Below are 16,934 nucleotides of genomic sequence, written 5' to 3'. Positions count from 1 at the left end.
TGATTATTTGACCTTTACGACCTTGGTGCCGGCGATCAAGTCATGCAGGCAACGTCGGTTCTGGCGAAAAATAAATAGCATGTCGACAAGGGCGCACAGGCCTCCGGCAAACGGGATCATTGCCGCGATCCGAATGGGCAGATAGCGGAGCACGAGAATTTTCCCTAGCGTGAGAATCTGGTTGTCCATATCCACGATGCGGATACCGACAATCCGCTTTCCGATCGTTTGACCGTCTTTTTTCAGGTAGTAGCCGTTGAGCAGGATAAATCCAATAAAGCCGAGCACTACGGTGCCAGCGGTCAAATGCCATGGTGCTTGATGTCCTTGGCGAAGGTAGTCGTACGTTCCCAGCAAAAACATGATTGGCAAGGCGTATACCAAACCGATCAGACCATCGAGCAGCGCGGCTCCCAACCGCTGCAACCGATCGGCCAGCTCGACATCCACTACCGAATCATCGGTCAGTTTTGCACTGGGCGCCTGGTAGGGATTTACTTCCATGGTCTTGGTTAACCTCGAATGTCGGATGCAAAAAAACCATCTCAGCGGAGATGCGTTTTGCCGAATCATAACAATCTCCGGCACGATTGAGGTTGCCGAAATTTCAACCCGCAACAGAGAAATCGCCACCGAACGCGTCGCGTTGGCAGCGTGCTAACGAAACGCTCAAGTTACGCTCAAGTATCAACACACTACCTGTCTTATGGTGCGGCCTGACCCACCACACAGATTCGACAGGAGCGTTTTATGAGCATCGCAGCCACCTTGACCAGCGCACGACGCAAACCACTGGCGATATGCATCGCAGCGTTGTTTGCATTGTCGGCGACACCGGCAATCGCGAATACGATCAACGTCAGCAATTGCGCCGATAACGGTGCTGGCAGTTTGCGCTCGGCGATCGCCAGCGCGATCAGCGGCGACACGATCAACATGACGGGGCTGGTATGCAGTTCGATTTCGCTGACGACTGGTGCAATCCATATTCTGCAGAGCGACCTGACTGTGACCGGGCCGACCAACAATATTGTGATCGATCACTTTTACGCGAGCCCGAGCGATCGCATCCTTGTGCACAACGGTGCGGGCACATTGACCCTCAACAATCTGGACATCAGACATGGTTACGCCTCCACGACGAACGGCACCATTCTCGGTGGCTGCATTTACTCCGCAGGCACCGTGGCCCTGACCAATTCACGCGTCACAAGTTGTCGCGTCGGTGCGACTGGCTCATCAAGCAACAAAACCAAGGGGGGCGGCATTTTCGCGAAGAAGGACATCAAGTTGAGCAATAGCCAGGTGTCTTTCAATACCGCCTATGCCAATCCGGGCTTCAGTTACGGCGGTGGCGCGTTTTCGGATGGCACGTTCGAGGCGGATAGCAGCATTGTCACCTACAACATTGCCCAAGGTAGCGACGTGGTCGGGCCGCGCGGTTATGGCGGTGGTCTGTTCTTGCGCCAAGGTTCGACAATTTCTGGCTCGACCATTTCCAACAACTACGCCAACGCCAACGCGGGCGGCATCCTGTTCCTCAACAATGCTATCAATACGATCAGCAACAGCACCATCTCGAATAATTCGGCGGGTGGCGGCGCTGGCGGAATACTCGCAGTCGATGGGAGTTTGTATCTCAATCAAACCACTGTGGCCTTCAACATCGACAATGGTGGCCAGCTCGCCGGCAAACAGCTTTCGGCCGGTGTCACTGCCTTGGCATTGAGCGAGCAGGTTTCCGTGCACCTGCAAAGCGCCTTGATCTCGAACAATACGAGGAACAGCACATCCCCGCCCATGCCCACCGACTTTGCTGCCATCGATGGCAGCACCCCGCTCGAGATAGTCACCGTGACCGGTGCCAAAAATTTGATTTACAGCCACGTCGGCAACGTGCCTAACGACACCATCAGTGCCTGCCCGTTGCTCGGTCCACTGAAAAACAATGGCGGCCCGACCCGAACGCACGCGTTGCTGAGTCGCAGTCCGGCAATCGACCAGGGCAGCGCGTCGCAAAGCTTCGATCAGCGCGGTTCGCCGTTCGTGCGACAGTCCAACAGCGTCGCAGATATCGGCGCTTATGAGGTGCAGAAGAACGACGTGATATTTAATACGACATTTGAAAACTGCCCCTGACGAATCTCTACAAAACATCTCAGCTTCATAGACTTGAGCAATACTAACGATCCGCTCAAGTTGCGCTCAAGTATGAGCGTGCGTCCTGCCTTATGGTGCCGTCCCTACACCGTGCGCACCCGACAGGAGAACTTGATGAGAAACGAAAATACATTACCGGTATCGCAGCGCAAGCCGCTGGCGATTTGTATCGCGGCGTTGTTCGCCCTAGCCGCGCCACCTGCGATAGCCAATATTGTGCCCGTGAGTAATTGCGCTGACAGCGGCGCGGGCAGTTTGCGTTCGGCAATTGCCAGCGCCGTGACTGGCGATACCGTGAGCATGATTGGTCTGGCGTGCAGTTCGATTTCGCTGACAACCGGTGCGATCCACATTCTGCAGAGTGATCTTACCGTCACCGCTCCTTCCAGCAAGGTGACGATCGATCATTTCTACACCGCCCCGAGCGATCGTATCCTAGTGCACAACGGCGCCGGCAATTTGATCCTCAATAATCTCAACGTAACCCACGGTTATGCGTCCGGCAGCAATGGCGCCGTCAATGGCGGATGTATTTATTCCGCCGGCACCCTGACGCTGAACAGCTCCCGTGTTACCAGCTGCCGCGTTGCTGTTGTCGCCGGCACGGTTAACGACCACGCCCAAGGCGGCGGGGTATTTTCAAAGAAAGGTTTGAATCTCAATAACAGTCAACTTTCGTTCAATACCGCGTATGCGAATCCGGGGCGAAGTTATGGCGGCGGTGCTTACTCTGTAGGATTTTTCAACGCCACCGACAGCACCGTGAGCTACAACGTCTCACAGGCAACGGTGCCCGGGGCTACGCGCGGTTATGCTGGCGGTCTTCTCCTCAGTGGCGGCTCGACCATAACCGGATCGACGATCGCAAAAAACGTTGCCAATAGTGCCGGCGGCGGCGTTTTGATTCCCGGCAATACCGCCAACTACTTCACCAACAGCACAATCTCGGGCAACACAGCCGAAAACAGTGTAGGCGGACTGCTGGGGCTAAACGGTGGTATCTACCTGGAACACACGACGATCGCGTTCAATACCGATGGCGGTGCCACATTTTCGGGCAAACAGCTCAGTGCAGGCTTTACCGCATATGCGCACAACAATTTGATCGATCTTGGATTGACTGCCACGATCATATCCAACAATACATCGAACGCTGCGCCTTCCGATTTCCGTGCGGTCAACGGCAATACACCGGCCAAGGTGGTCAACGTCAGCGGCGCGAACAATTTGATCTACAACTCGGTCGGACCCATTCCGTCAGGCACGATCAATGGATGTCCCTTGCTTGGTGCTCTGAAAAATAATGGCGGCCCGACGTGGACCCACGCGTTGATGAGCCACAGTCCTGCGATCGACCAACGCAGCGCGTCGCTAAGTTTCGATCAACGCGGTTCGCCGTTCGTCCGAATGTCCAATGGCACCGCGGACATCGGTGCATTCGAAGTTCAGCAAAACGACACAATATTTACTACCGAGTTTGAGGGCTGTCCATAACGCCAACTCAAAACATTGGCAAAAATCAGAGCGCTGATGCGTTCCATGGCACCGAGGCCGCAGGCTCCACCCTGCGGCCTTGCCACGCCGCTTTGATCGATGGCGAATGCGTATTGATCGATAGTGACACTGTTGATCTTTCAGCCGTCGGCCAACGGTGCTGCCGCGGAGCAACCAGCATGAATCGCCAGCGCGACTTTTTGGCGAAAGGCGACATGGATGAGTTTTGTAAATTTTCGTAACGTAATATGATTGTGAAACTTACGTTACGAAGGCGTTGCATTGGGGAATGCGGTCAGTCGCCAAGGGTGCGGATTTTTCTTCCAGCCCACGCTCCTGATCAGCATGCACGCCACGTCTGCGGATTTTGCTTACCGTCCAGCAAGGGAGTGTTTTATGTCCAAGTCAAACCGTGTTGCCCGTGTTTCCGCCGTACATTCCACCATTCGTTTGCGTCGTTGCCTGATCGCCAGCGCGATTCTGTTGACCTGCAATGCCTGGGCGCTCGAAGCCGCCGACGAGCAGGCAAAATCGACTACCGGCAGTACCGAACTCGAAAGCGTCACTGTGCTCGGTTCACGCGCCAAAGGCCACACCGAAGCAGACACACCCGCGCCGGTCGATGTGATTCGTGCCGATGTCATCCAGTCAGTCGGCTCGTTCGAGATCGGGCGAATTCTGCAAACGCTCGAACCCTCGGCAAATTTTTCCACGACGTTTTTGAGCGACGGTCAGGATGCAATCCGCCCCGCCACATTGCGCGGACTAGGCCCCGATCAGGTGCTCGTGCTGATCAATGGCAAACGCCAGCATCAGCAGGCGCTCGTGAATACCGATGTCGCCGTCGGCCTCGGCTCAGCTGGCACCGATCTGAATGTGATCCCGGTATCTGCGATCGAGCGCATCGAAGTGCTGCGTGATGGCGCCGCCGCGCAATACGGTTCGGATGCGATTGCCGGCGTGATCAATATCGTGCTGAAAAAACAGACCAAGGAAACCCAGGTTTTCTTCGAAGGCGGCAAGACGTCAAAGGGTGATGGCGGCGTGCTCGGCGCCGGCCTCAATACCGGTTTTGCATTCGGCGATGGCGGCTACACCAATGTCACCTTGGAGTGGCACGACCGCGAGGCAACCAACCGCGCCGGCCCGGATTACGCCGATACCAATCCGCCGCGCAAGACGCTGTTCCTCGGCGATCCCGCAGTAAAAGAAGCCTACCTGTGGTTGAACGGCGGCCTGCCAATCGGCCCGGGCGAGTTGTACTGGTTCGGCGGTGCATCACAGCGCGAAGGCGAAGGTCACGGATTTTTCCGCGCCGCTGGCGATCCTCGCGCCGTGGCGGCAGTTTATCCGGACGGTTTCACGCCGCAGAACCTCACCACCATCCGCGACCGGACCGCCGCTGTGGGTTATCGCGGCAAGTTCGGCAACGAATGGGAATACGACACGAGCCTGATCTACGGCCGCTCCGCCTTTAATTACCACGAAGGCAATACCATCAACGTGAGTTATTGGTACGAGCCAAAACCCGGCGGCGGTATCTACGCTGAATCGCCGAATTATTTCTACGCCGGCTCGCTGGAAAACAAGGAACGCACCTTCAATCTGGATTTCCACGGACCGTGGAATTGGGGTCTGTTCAGCAGCCCGCTTTATCTGGCCACGGGCTTTGAATATCGCCGCGACGAATTCCGCATCATCGCCGGCGAGCCGGGTTCGTATCAATATGGCCGCACCAATAATCCGAACATTCCGATCCTCGCCAGCGATGGCAGCTTGGCACCTCCGGGCAGTCAGGGATATCCGGGCTTCTCACCGGAAACGGCGGTGGATGCGGGCCGACATAACGAAGCCGTGTATCTGGATGCGGAACAAACCATTGCCGACAAACTGCTGATCGGCGGCGCGGCGCGTTACGAAAAATATTCCGACTTCGGCAATACCACTACCGGAAAACTGACGGGTCGTTATGATTTCACCGATACGTTCGCGATCCGCAGCACCCTCTCGACCGGCTTTCGCGCACCCGGTGTGCAGCAGGAAAACTACAGCCAGATATCGACTACGTTCAACACCGAAGGTGTGCTGGTCGACACGCTGATTCCACGCCAGCAAAGTGCAGTGACGCAAGCGCTCGGCATCGCACCGTTGAAGCAGGAAGAATCGAAAAATGCCAGTTTCGGCGTGGTGATGAAGCCGCTCGAAAATCTTTCTGTCACGCTGGATTATTACCGCATCGACATCAAGAACCGCATCGTGTTTTCCGGCCTGGTCACGCCGGAAGATCCGTCCGCCTGTGCCACGGCGGCAGGTTGTCCGATCCGCACCGCGCTGGCGCCGTATCCTTCGGTGGGTCAGGCCGCATTTTTTACCAACGCGGTGAATACCTCGACCAAGGGTATCGATCTGGTCGCTGATTACACGTTCACTCTCGACAACAGCGCCAAGCTCGATTTCGGCGTGGCCAGCAACTACGGCACGACGCGTGTGACCAAGCGCAATACCTCGTCGAATATTCTGTCGCCAGACGTGATCTTCGACGCGACTCAGGTGACCTTGATCGAACGCGGCCAACCGCATCTGCATCACGTGTTGTCGAGCTCGGTGAATTACGACAAATGGTTCGCCAGCCTGCGCTTCAATTATTTCGGTTCGGTGCAAGGCCAATCCTACACGCCGGGCGAAATTCAGACATGGCGTGGCAAGTGGCTGACCGATCTCGACCTGCGTTATTCGATCACGCCAAAGATGAGCATCAGCATCGGCGCGAACAACGCATTCAACGTGCAGCCGGATCGCTGGACTGTGCCGCAGGCGCTGACCGACTGGGTGCCGTACGGTTTTACGCGCTGTTATGAAACCTGCCCGTTCGGTTTGAACGGCGCGTATTACTACACGCGTTTCGACTTCGCGTTCTAAGCGGATCGCTGCGCTTGTCCCATCATCCCGGCCTGCGCCGGGATGATGGTTTCTGCAATACGCGAGGATCGGTCAAGGGCTGATCTGCATGATTGATAAATCCGCAGCAGCCTGAAACGAATCGCCGGCCGATGCGATCGTCACGCGACTGGTAATCACGTCCCCTGCCGCGAGGGTAAGCAGTTGCACGCTGGTGACTTCTCCGAAATTGGTCGGAACGTTCATGGTCAGCAACAAAGCAATATTTACATTGACCATCGGGAATGTCTTGATGTCGATGACAACGCCATTTCGCACGAGGTCGAACGTATTAAAAACACCCGCCCCGTAGCTAAAGGTGAAGGCAGTGGGATGGGTAAGCTGCACCGTTTCGTGGATCAGATAGTTCCCGCTAACAGGTACGATGAAGCCTCCCGAGAATGCATTGAAATTTGCATTCGAGATCCCGCTGAGAGGAATAACTGACCAGTTGGCAAGAGTCGTGGCGCCACCCGTGCCAAATATCGTGGTGGCAGGGACAGCGAGAATGTGGGCGGATAACACGTTGCCGGAAAGCGCGCCGGTTCCGCCAGTTGTTCCGGTAGCACCCGTTGAACCGGTAGCTCCGGTAAAACCTGCGGCCCCAGTAAAACCGGCTGCTCCCGTTATGCCAGTTACGCCGGTTGCCCCGGTAGCACCTGTTGGGCCGGTCGCGCCAGTGGCTCCAGTAAAACCAGCAACCCCAGTAAAACCAGTTGCTCCCGTTATGCCGGTTACGCCTGTTGTTCCGGTAGCACCTGCTGAACCAGTCGCGCCGGTCGAACCGGTAGCGCCTGTAAAACCTGCGGCTCCGGTAACACCCGTCAAACCTTGCTGCCCGGTCGAACCGGTCGAACCTGTCGCGCCCGTCGCACCCGTGAGACCCATCGGCCCATTGTTGCCGGTGGCTCCGGTGGCACCCGCCGAACCGTTTGATCCCGTAGGTCCGGTTGTGCCAGTAATGCCCGGCGCACCTGTCGAACCTGTGCCTCCGGTAACGCCAGTTGCGCCGATATTCCCCTGCGCCCCCGTTGCGCCCGCAAATCCGGTCGCGCCCGTTGCGCCGGTCGCACCAGCCACTCCGGTAGCACCGACAATGGCGCCCGGTGCACATGGGCCAAGTTGGCCAGTGATGATGCTGAAACAAACTGGCGTATTCTGCTGCGCGGCAATCGACAGTTGCCGGATCACGACATTGCCGTTCGTATCGATCGCGAACCACGCGTTACTGGCCGCATCCTGCACCAGAAAACCGCCGCCGGTCGGCGCGGTCACGGTCACGTTCTGGGCAAAGACCGAGGCGGAAATCAGCCCCAGCGCATTGGCGATGGTCACGGTGAAGAGCGAGTGGCTCAGGCAGCGTGGCGGCATAAAGAAATCCCCTGATAGTTCGATCACAGCGTACTGGGAAATACGATACCGACTTGACGCGGTATCCCCGGCCAAGGATCATCTGCGTTTAGTCGTTGCCGCACAAGCACGCGCGCACTTTGCCGATGTAAACGCCTGCGCCGGAGTCGCTGGCAGGCTCGGCATCGGCACGACGCAACTGCTAAGCTCAGCGCCCCATCAAGCAAAAGAACCGGCATGAGCACAGGGACGTTTTTCTGGCACGATTACGAAACCTTCGGCGCCGATCCGCGCCGCGATCGGCCCTCGCAATTCGCTGGCGTTCGCACCACGCTCGATCTCGAACTGATCGGCGAGCCGTTGCAGTTGTATTGCCAGCCGCCACGCGATGTATTGCCGCACCCCGAAGCCTGTTTGCTGACCGGCATCACGCCGCAGATTGCCGCGCGCGAAGGCGTGCTCGAAGCCGAATTTGCCGCGCAAATTCACGAGGCTCTGGCCGAGCCTGGCACGTGTGGCGTCGGCTACAACTCGCTGCGCTTCGACGACGAAGTCACGCGACATTTGTTGTATCGAAATTTCCACGATCCGTATGCGCGCGAATGGGAACACGGCAATTCGCGCTGGGATCTGATCGACCTGCTGCGGTTGTGTTACGCGCTGCGTCCGGATGGCGTGCAATGGCCACTGCGCGATGACGGCGTACCGAGTTTTCGGCTCGGCGATTTGACCGCGGCAAATCATCTCGCGCATGCGAATGCGCACGATGCTTTGTCCGACGTGCACGCGACGATCGCGCTCGCGCGGCTGATCCGCGTGCGCCAGCCGCGGCTGTTCAATTACTTTTTCGAACTGCGGCGCAAACAAAAGATATTCGGCCTGCTCGACTATGCGCATATGACGCCGCTGCTGCACGCCTCATCGCGTTATCCGGCGACACGCGGTTGCCTGGCGATGATCGCACCGCTGAGTGCACATCCGACCCAGCCGAACGGCGTGATCGTGATCGATCTCGACAGCGATCCAACCGATCTGATCGAACTCGATGCCGAGGATATTGCCGATCGTGTATTCACGCCGCGCGCTGACTTGCCCGAAGACGTGGCGCGTATTCCGCTGAAAACCGTGCACGCGAATCGTTCACCCGCACTCGCGCCGTTGTCGGCGCTGAACGGTGTTGATCTCGCACGCATTCAACTCGATCTCGAACGCTGCCAGCGCCATCTGGCAATGTTGCGTGAGGCCGATGGCATCGCCGAAAAAGTGCGCAAGGTTTTTGCGGCGGCAACACCATTCGATGCCGCGGCCGATCCCGAGCTTGCGCTGTATGCAGGATTTCCGAACGATGCCGACAAACGAATGATGCGCGAGGTGCGGCATTTGTCGCCGCAGTTGCTCGCGACAAATGCCCCGGTGTTTCGTGATGCCCGTTATGTCGAGCTGCTGTTTCGCTACCGCGCGCGCAATTTCCCAGACACCCTCGACCCGGCCGAGCGCAAGCGCTGGCACGCGTTTCGTAAGACCCGCCTGACTACACAATCGCCCGGCACAACGCTGACGCTGGACGATTATTTTGCGATCATCGCGACACATCGCGAAAATGCCGACTTGCCATCATCGCAACATGCTGTGCTCGATGCGCTGGAAGCATGGGGCCATGAATTATCACGAGAGATCACATGAGTTCGACTGCTTATTTCGACAAAAAAAGTCTGCGTTTCCTGCACGATCTGGCACTCAACAATGACCGTGTCTGGTTCGCCGAAAACAAACAGCGCTACGAAGAAACCGTGCGCCAACCGTATCTGCGGCTGATTGCTGACATGGTCGAGCCACTGGCAAAAATCAGCCCGCATTTTCGCGCCGATCCACGCACGCAAGGTGGCTCGTTGTTTCGCATCTATCGCGACACTCGTTTCGCCGGCGACAAGCGACCGTACAAGACTCACGCCGGCGCGCGTTTTTTCCACGAGCGCCATCGTGAAGTCGCCGCGCCGTCGTTCTATCTGCACATCGAACCGAGCGCGTGTTTTGTCGCCGGCGGTTTGTGGCATCCGGAATCGGCCACACTGAAACGCATTCGCGAATTTCTGGTCGAGAATCCGAGCACGTGGAAAAAAGCCGTGCACAACAAAATTTTTGCACAACGTTTTGGTCTCGGCGGCGAATCCTTGACGCGTCCGCCGCGCGGTTATCCGGTCGATCACGAACTCATCGAAGACATCAAGCGCAAGGACTTCATTGCCGCCGAAGCCTTCAGCGATAAAGTCGCGTGCTCGACCGAGCTGCGCGATGTTGTCGTCGCCGGCTGCAAAGGCCTGGCACCGATGATCGATTATCTGTGTGCCGCGCTCGATCTGGAATTTTGATCGACGGTTCGGTGCGCTACAAATCGAAGCCGTCGCCGAACACATAATCGCAAAACGTGTACCACGGCATCACGCCGGTCGCCGCATCCCACGCCGCACTCTGGACGTAGGCTGCAGAGAGAAAATCATTCGGACACAACGACGATCCTGGCGCGAGCAACGAACTTGGATTCGGCGGCGCGGGAACTGTGCCGGTCAAATGATTGCGACCGACATAGAAATATTGCATCGCGCTTAAATTGGTCAGATCAGGAATCGGCCCGCTCAACTGATTGTTTTCGAAATTCACGTAGTTGAGATACGGTGAACCAGAGAGCACCGGAATCGGGCCGCCGAGATGGTTGTCGGCCGTGTCCAGATAGGTCAATTGGCTCAATCCATCCAACGCTGGAATCGAGCCCGTGAGCTGATTGACGAACACATAAAAATACCTGAGCTGGGCCAATCCGGTGAGCGGCGGAATGGTGCCGGTGAGCTGATTATTATTGACGACAAAAACACTTAGGTTGCGCAAACCCGTACCTGATACCGGCACGGCCAGTAACGGAATCGATCCACTCAACTGGTTGTAGGAAACATCGAAAAACGAAAGGTCCGGCAAACCAGTGACGATCGCGGGAATGGCGCCGGTCAGATGATTCGAATGAACGTCGAATGTGCTGAGGCCGGCCAGATTATCCAACGCATCGACCAACGCCGGGATCGTGCCGCTGAGCTGATTGCTCGAGGCGATGAACGTAGTGAGGTTTTGCAGTCCGCCGAGCGCAGGAATCGATCCGGTCAATGCATTGTTCGAAACGTTGATCACACTCAGCGCAGCCAGCCCGCTCAATGCCGGAATAGTGCCACTCAGCAGATTACTCGCAGCATCGAAAACCGTCAGGTTCGACAAGCCGCTCAGCGCGGGAATCGATCCACTGAATTGATTGCAGCCGATCTGCATCTGCTGCAGGGAAGTGATCGTGTTGAAGCTCGGAATCGCGCCGGTCACCAGATTGCGATTCGGATTGAGACAATCGCCCGACTGGCCGATGTTGAATTGTTGCAAATGAGTGAGATCGCCGAGATTGCTCGGCAGCGTGCCGCTGAGCAAATTGTTTTCCAGATTTATCGTGATCACATGCGGTGTCGCGACGCTGTCGCAAATCACGCCAAACCAGTTGCATTCGGTGCCGGCCGCGCCTTGCCAGCCGCTATGATCAATCCAGCTCGCGCCATTGCCATTGTTGTAAATCGCGAGCAAAACACTGCGCTCGGAAGTGGGGATATTGGCGGCGCGGGCGGGCATTGCGAGCAACGCAGAAAACAGCGCGAGGAATGCGCAGAAAAGACGATACATGGCTTTACCTTTCGGATTCGCGCACCTGCTAGTTTGCAGCAAGCGCGCAGTGGCCCCCTGATCGCATTCGTCTGCACCTTAGCACGACGATCAATTCATCTTCCAGCGCAAAAAATCGCAGTTCGCGCAGCCGCCGCAAGTGTCGCTAGCGAGGTGTTTATCAACTACCCGTTATGGCACGATGCAAACATGCAAAAACATTCCGTCCCCGCCGGCCGTCTGGCCGGTTTTTATTTCACCTACTACGCCGCGCTCGGCGCGTTCCTGCCGTTCTGGAGTCTGTTCCTCAAGCAACGCGGCCAGAGTGCGGCGGCGATCAGTGTGCTGATCAGCCTGTGGTACGCCACGCGCATCGTCGCACCGAATACCTGGAGCTGGCTGGCCGCGCGCTCACCACGACCGATTCGCTGGCTACGGTTTGGTGCGGCTGCGGCACTGGCGAGTTTCGCGATTTTTCTGTTGCCGCTTGAGTTCGGCGGACTGTTCGTCGCGATGTGCGTTTTCTGTTTCTGCTACAACGCGATCATGCCGCAGTTCGAGTCGTTGACGTTGTCGCACTTAGGCAAACGCAGCGAAAATTACGGACCGATTCGCGCCTGGGGATCGATCGGTTTTGTGCTGGTCGTGAGTACCTTCGGAATGCTGTTCGATCATCTTTCGCTGGCCTGGTTGCCGCTGCTGATGTTGCCGTTGTTTGCAGCGATCTTTGTCAGCACGATATTCAATAATTATGCCGCCGACTATCACATCGAAAACGATGATCATCACGATTTTGGCGCCCGTCTGAAGCAGCGCGAAGTACTGGTATTTTTTGTGGTCGCGCTGCTGATGTCGGTGTCGTTCGGACCGTATTACACGTTTTTTTCGTTGTACCTCGAAGAGAACGGTTATCACCCATCGGCGCTCGGCACGTATTGGGATATCGGCATACTCGCCGAGATCGCCGTGTTCTATTTCTCGGCACGAATCTTCGCGCGATTTGATCCGGTGCGCGTGTTGCAATTCTCGCTGGCGCTGGCTGCTTTGCGCTGGATCGTCACCGCATTTTTCCCGCAAAACCTGTGGCTCATGACGCTCGCGCAACTGACGCACGCAATCACGTTTGCCGCCTCTTTCGCGGCGTGCATAATTTTGCTCGCACGTTATTTTCCGGGCCGGCTCAACGGCCATGCGCAAGGTGTGTTCTACGGTTTCAGCTCGGGCATCGGCGGCGTGCTCGGCGCGCTGCTCGCAGGACAAGCATGGCGCATCGGTGGTGGCCAGCTCGCATTTTTGTTCGGCGCGGCAGCGAGTGCGGTGGCGTTTATCGTCGCGATGATCGGCATGCCAACAACGCGAAACTCGAAGTCTTCGCTGCTCTGAAAGCCGAGAAAAATTCGCGCTCAATCAAGTCCAGCGCAAAAAATCCATCGTGTAATTTTGCTCGAAGCTCAGTGCATTTGCGTTTGAGTCCCAGCGCGTTTGATGAAAAAAAATCGACCAAGCGCGCTAGAAAATTCTCTGCCGTGGACACGTCCGCGAATTCTCTTATGAAAGAAATCATCGCAGTCCCGGTCTGCTGAGACTGTCATCAGCGGCAAAGCCACTCGATGTTTTTTTCAGATGCCGGAAACCACATGCGCACTCGAAATAGCAGACTCAAGAACACCGCAACAGTACAGACCGACGCAGCATCGCCATCAATGCTGCCGGGTCAGAATGTGCTCGTGCTGCAAGGCGGTGGTGCGCTTGGCGCCTACCAGATCGGCGTGTATCAGGCGATGCACGAAGCCGGTATCGAACCGGATTGGGTGATCGGTACTTCCATCGGCGCGATCAATGCCGCGATCATCGCCGGCAATGCACCCGATAAGCGCTTGGAACGCCTGCACGAGTTCTGGGATCGCGTCGAACACAGCGGTCAACATGCGGCGTGGGGATCATTCGGCAACCTGTTCTCGAACTGGTTCGCGGTGACGCGCGGTATCGAATCTTTTTTCGTACCACGACCGGCCGCATGGATTTCGCCGCACACCGCGCACGGTGTCGAAAAGGCATCCTACTATTCAACCGCACCGCTGCTGAAAACTTTGACCGAGCTGATCGATGTGGATCGCCTCAACGCCAACGCGCCACGCCTGACCGTCGGCGCGGTCAACGTACGCAGCGGCGAGATGCGCTATTTCGACAGCCGCGATACACGCCTGGATCTCAATCACATCATGGCCTCGGGCGCTTTGCCTCCGGCATTTGCGGCGGTGCGCATCGATGGCGATCCCTACTGGGACGGCGGCATTTATTCGAATACGCCGATCGAGGCGGTACTCGATGACAGGCCGCGTCGTGATTCAGTGATTTTTACCGTGAATGTGTGGCAGCCGCACGGCGCGGAACCCAACTCGATCTTGCAAGTGATGGGCCGACAGAAAGATATCCAGTTCGCCAGTCGCGCCGATAGCCATATCGCGCGTCAGAAACAGATTCATCGTCTGCGCCATGTGATTCGCGAGCTCGCCAAAAAGATGCCCGACAAAATGCAGAATTCGCCCGAAGTGAAGGAACTTGCGGGCTGGGGCTGTGGCACAACCATGCATGTGGTGCGTTTGCTGGCACCCGCGTTAGCCGATGAGGATCACACCAAGGATATCGACTTCAGCCCTGCCGGCATTCGGGCACGGCGCGAAGCCGGTTATGCCGAAACGCGACGCATCATCGAAGCGGCGCCATGGACAGCACCAGTCGATCCGATTGAAGGCATGGTGGTGCACGAGCATCATTGACCCAACAATATCGTCGCGGATTTTCCTGCAATGGATTTTTCTTACGCAACAAGCGACGCGAGATGTGACGCAATCGTACTGCACCGGTGCACGCACAATCTGCACAGCTTTTTTTTCCGTTATGCACGACCGGCACTAGATGCCATTGGCCCGAGCAGACTTCATGGAAATCGCGATTTTCACTGTGACGTTCTTCGTTGCCGCACTGCTCGCGGGCATCATGGGTTTTGCCGTGCAGCGTGGCGCAACATGCACGGTTGCCGCGCTCGAACAACTTGTCGTTGAGGGTCGCTGGCAACGTTTCTTGAGCATCCTTGAGGCATCGCTCTGGGTGATGGTCGGTTTATTTTTTGCGCACGCCATTGGCTTGTCGATGACATTACCGCCCGGTTATCGCAGTGGTGCATTTACCATTGCCGGTGGTGCGGTGCTGGGTTTGGGCGCGTTCGTCAATCGCGGCTGCGTATTCGGTTCGATCGCGCGGTTAGGTTCTGGCGAGTGGGATTATGTTGCTACACCCATCGGTTTTTTCGCCGGTTGTCTGCTGGCGCACGCCTTGGCCGTTGATCATTCCGCCGACAGCGTCGCATTTGTTGTGCCGGAATCGCGAGTGTCGGCGTTGATCGCTGTGCTGCTGGTTTTTGGCCTCGGCTGGCGCGTGGTATTGGCTTTGATGAAGCGCGAAGAACATCACCGCAGTTCGTTGCGCGCACATTTGCACCATGCGATGACACGACGCGTGTGGGAACCAGGTGCGGCCACCGTCGTTATCGGCATTGCATTCGTTGGTCTGTTCCTGCTGGTCGGCGCGTGGGCTTATACCGACGTGCTCGCGGAGCTCGCGCGCGGCTCACGCATGAGCGTGCTCGCACGTATCGTACTTCTCGTGGCACTTTTTCTCGGCGCGTTTTTGGGCGGCTGGAGTGCCGGTCTGTTCCGCCATGTCGCTTTCCATCCGCTGGGTTTGCTACGTTGTTTCAGCGGCGGCGTTTTGATGGGTCTGGGTGGCGGGCTGATACCTGGCGGCAACGATGGTTTGTTGCTGATCGGCATGCCGCTGTTGTGGCCTTACGCATGGACAGCATTCGCGGCGATGGTCGTGACCATCCTGATCGCAATGCGAATCCAGAAATCGTTCGCTAGATAGTCCCGAATAAAACTCAATCTCGCGCAAAAAAATTTGCAACGACATCGTACCCACAGCCTCACCAGCGAGAAACAGCATGCAGAAAAAACAGCGCATCGTGATCATCGGTGGCGGCTTTGGCGGCGCGGCGCTGACGCGCGCTCTGCAAAAACGCGCCGACCGTTTCGATGTCACATTGCTATCCGAGGAAAGTTATACAACCTTCAATCCGATGCTAGCCGAGGTCGTCGGCGCCACGGTATTTCCCGAACACGTGATTGCACCATTGCGCGAAACCGTCGGCAAAGCGCGCTTTGTCATGGCGCGCGTCATCGGCATCGATTTCACCGCCAAGCGCGTGCACTGCGCCACGCTCAAGGGCGACACGCATCTGGACTACGATCAGATCGTGCTCGCCTACGGCAACCGCGCGCGGATCGATCTGATCCCCGGTATGTCCGAGCATGCGCTGGTGTTGAAAACCATCGGCGACGCCATGCATATCCGCAATCTCATCCTGCGCCAGCTCGCCCGCATCGAACTCGAAACAGACGATAGCCTGCGTCAGCGCCTCGGCCATTTTGTCGTTATCGGCGGCGGTTTCTCGGGCGTTGAAACAGCCGGCGCGATCATGGACTGCGTGCGCGGCATCAACCATTATTATCCGCGAGTGGGAGGGCATGAATTGCAGGTCACCCTGCTGCACGCTCTGGATAACCTGCTGCCGGAATTACCAGCGGCCCTCGGTCGTGCGGCATTACGCTCACTACTCGCGCGCGGCGTGCAAGTGATGACCAACACCAGCGCGGTCGAAATCAGTGCGAACCACGTGAGTCTGGATCGAGGCGGCACGCTGGATTGCGCGACCACGATCTGCACCGTCGGTACGCAGGCCAACGCGCTTACCGCGCGCCTAGCCGGCATTCGTTGCGAACGCGGGCGTATCGTCTGCGCGCGCGATCTTGCCATTCTCGGCGTTGATGCAGCCTGGGCCATCGGCGATTGCGCGCTGATCGTCAACCACGCGAACAAGAGCGACAGCACCGAATACGCACCGTCCACCGCGCAGTTCGCCGTCGCGCAGGCACATCGGCTTGCAGCGAATCTCATCGCACGGTCGTTTGGTCGCCCGACGCATGCGTTTGCCTACCGTTCGCGCGGAATGATGGCGACGGTTGGCCACCTCAAAGGTGTCGCACAGATTTACGGCATGCACTTCAGCGGATTCATCGCGTGGCTGATCTGGCGCGCTTATTACCTGTCGCAGATGCCGACCTTCGGACGCAAGCTGCGCATCTGGGTCGAGTGGTCGTGGGGCATGTTTTTCAGGCCTGACATCACGCATTTCCGCTTCACGCGCAGTCACGAATTCCTGCAGCAGGACGATGAGCTAGAATGAG

General features: G+C 57.3%; 13 protein-coding genes. 9 read left to right on the top strand and 4 right to left on the bottom strand.

The window, feature by feature from the left end; genetic code table 11:
• Positions 1-3: 3 nt before the first annotated feature.
• Positions 4-504 (bottom strand): RDD family protein, encoded by a 501-nt coding sequence (locus ELE36_RS08620; RefSeq protein WP_129832682.1) that lies wholly within the window; start codon positions 502-504, stop codon positions 4-6.
• Between the two features lie 246 nt (positions 505-750).
• On the opposite strand from ELE36_RS08620, the gene ELE36_RS08615 reads away from it, so the two are divergent.
• Together ELE36_RS08615 and ELE36_RS08610 are read left to right on the top strand one after the other, a co-directional pair.
• Positions 751-2,139, top strand: coding sequence for a choice-of-anchor Q domain-containing protein (locus ELE36_RS08615; RefSeq protein WP_129832681.1), 1,389 nt, complete (start codon positions 751-753; stop codon positions 2,137-2,139).
• Between the two features lie 135 nt (positions 2,140-2,274).
• Positions 2,275-3,654: a choice-of-anchor Q domain-containing protein gene (locus tag ELE36_RS08610; RefSeq protein ID WP_129832680.1), complete on the top strand. Its 1,380-nt coding sequence runs from the start codon at positions 2,275-2,277 to the stop codon at positions 3,652-3,654.
• Here ELE36_RS08610 and ELE36_RS21150 read toward each other — a convergent pair.
• Entirely contained in the window at positions 3,606-3,776 is a 171-nt protein-coding gene (locus ELE36_RS21150) for a hypothetical protein (RefSeq protein WP_425480912.1), read from the bottom strand. The two genes, ELE36_RS08610 and ELE36_RS21150, sit on opposite strands and share 49 nt — an antisense overlap.
• A 274-nt stretch (positions 3,777-4,050) precedes the next feature.
• Between ELE36_RS21150 and ELE36_RS08605 the strand changes: the two genes are divergently transcribed.
• The gene (locus tag ELE36_RS08605; RefSeq protein ID WP_129832679.1) at positions 4,051-6,573 is read left to right on the top strand and encodes a TonB-dependent receptor plug domain-containing protein; all 2,523 of its coding nucleotides are present in this window, start codon (positions 4,051-4,053) and stop codon (positions 6,571-6,573) included.
• A gap of 72 nt (positions 6,574-6,645) precedes the next feature.
• Here the strand turns inward: ELE36_RS08605 and ELE36_RS20950 are convergent, their stop codons facing one another.
• The gene (locus ELE36_RS20950; RefSeq protein WP_277987068.1) at positions 6,646-8,037 is read right to left on the bottom strand and encodes a collagen-like triple helix repeat-containing protein; all 1,392 of its coding nucleotides are present in this window, start codon (positions 8,035-8,037) and stop codon (positions 6,646-6,648) included.
• A 141-nt stretch (positions 8,038-8,178) separates the two neighbouring features.
• Between ELE36_RS20950 and sbcB the strand changes: the two genes are divergently transcribed.
• Both sbcB and ELE36_RS08590 read left to right on the top strand, forming a co-directional pair.
• Positions 8,179-9,624, top strand: coding sequence for an exodeoxyribonuclease I (sbcB, locus tag ELE36_RS08595; protein ID WP_129832678.1), 1,446 nt, complete (start codon positions 8,179-8,181; stop codon positions 9,622-9,624).
• Positions 9,621-10,310, top strand: a complete 690-nt coding sequence (locus ELE36_RS08590; RefSeq protein ID WP_129832677.1) for a DUF2461 domain-containing protein — start codon at positions 9,621-9,623, stop codon at positions 10,308-10,310. The genes sbcB and ELE36_RS08590 overlap by 4 nt, the downstream gene beginning before the upstream one ends.
• Positions 10,311-10,326: 16 nt before the next feature.
• Here the strand turns inward: ELE36_RS08590 and ELE36_RS20325 are convergent, their stop codons facing one another.
• Positions 10,327-11,649 carry a leucine-rich repeat domain-containing protein gene (locus ELE36_RS20325; RefSeq protein WP_165371541.1) on the bottom strand — a complete coding sequence of 441 codons (1,323 nt, stop codon included), beginning with the start codon at positions 11,647-11,649 and terminating at the stop codon, positions 10,327-10,329.
• A 189-nt stretch (positions 11,650-11,838) separates the two neighbouring features.
• Here ELE36_RS20325 and ELE36_RS20320 point away from each other — a divergent pair, with 189 nt between their 5' ends.
• From ELE36_RS20320 to ELE36_RS08565, 4 genes are all read left to right on the top strand, one after another.
• Complete coding sequence (locus tag ELE36_RS20320; protein WP_165371540.1) at positions 11,839-13,011, top strand: MFS transporter; 1,173 nt, start codon at positions 11,839-11,841, stop codon at positions 13,009-13,011.
• Positions 13,012-13,265: 254 nt separating this feature from the next.
• The gene (locus tag ELE36_RS08575) at positions 13,266-14,408 is read left to right on the top strand and encodes a patatin-like phospholipase family protein (protein ID WP_207215894.1); all 1,143 of its coding nucleotides are present in this window, start codon (positions 13,266-13,268) and stop codon (positions 14,406-14,408) included.
• A 163-nt stretch (positions 14,409-14,571) separates the two neighbouring features.
• Positions 14,572-15,555 carry a YeeE/YedE thiosulfate transporter family protein gene (locus ELE36_RS08570; protein WP_129832674.1) on the top strand — a complete coding sequence of 328 codons (984 nt, stop codon included), beginning with the start codon at positions 14,572-14,574 and terminating at the stop codon, positions 15,553-15,555.
• Positions 15,556-15,631: 76 nt separating this feature from the next.
• A complete protein-coding gene (locus ELE36_RS08565) occupies positions 15,632-16,933 on the top strand; it encodes an NAD(P)/FAD-dependent oxidoreductase (protein WP_129832673.1) in 1,302 nt (433 codons plus the stop codon).
• Position 16,934: the final 1 nt, after the last annotated feature.

This window comes from Pseudolysobacter antarcticus (genome assembly GCF_004168365.1).
GTDB lineage: Bacteria > Pseudomonadota > Gammaproteobacteria > Xanthomonadales > Rhodanobacteraceae > Pseudolysobacter > Pseudolysobacter antarcticus.
The sequence above is the reverse complement of the archived record's forward strand: the minus strand, read 5'-3'. Positions and strand labels throughout refer to the sequence as shown.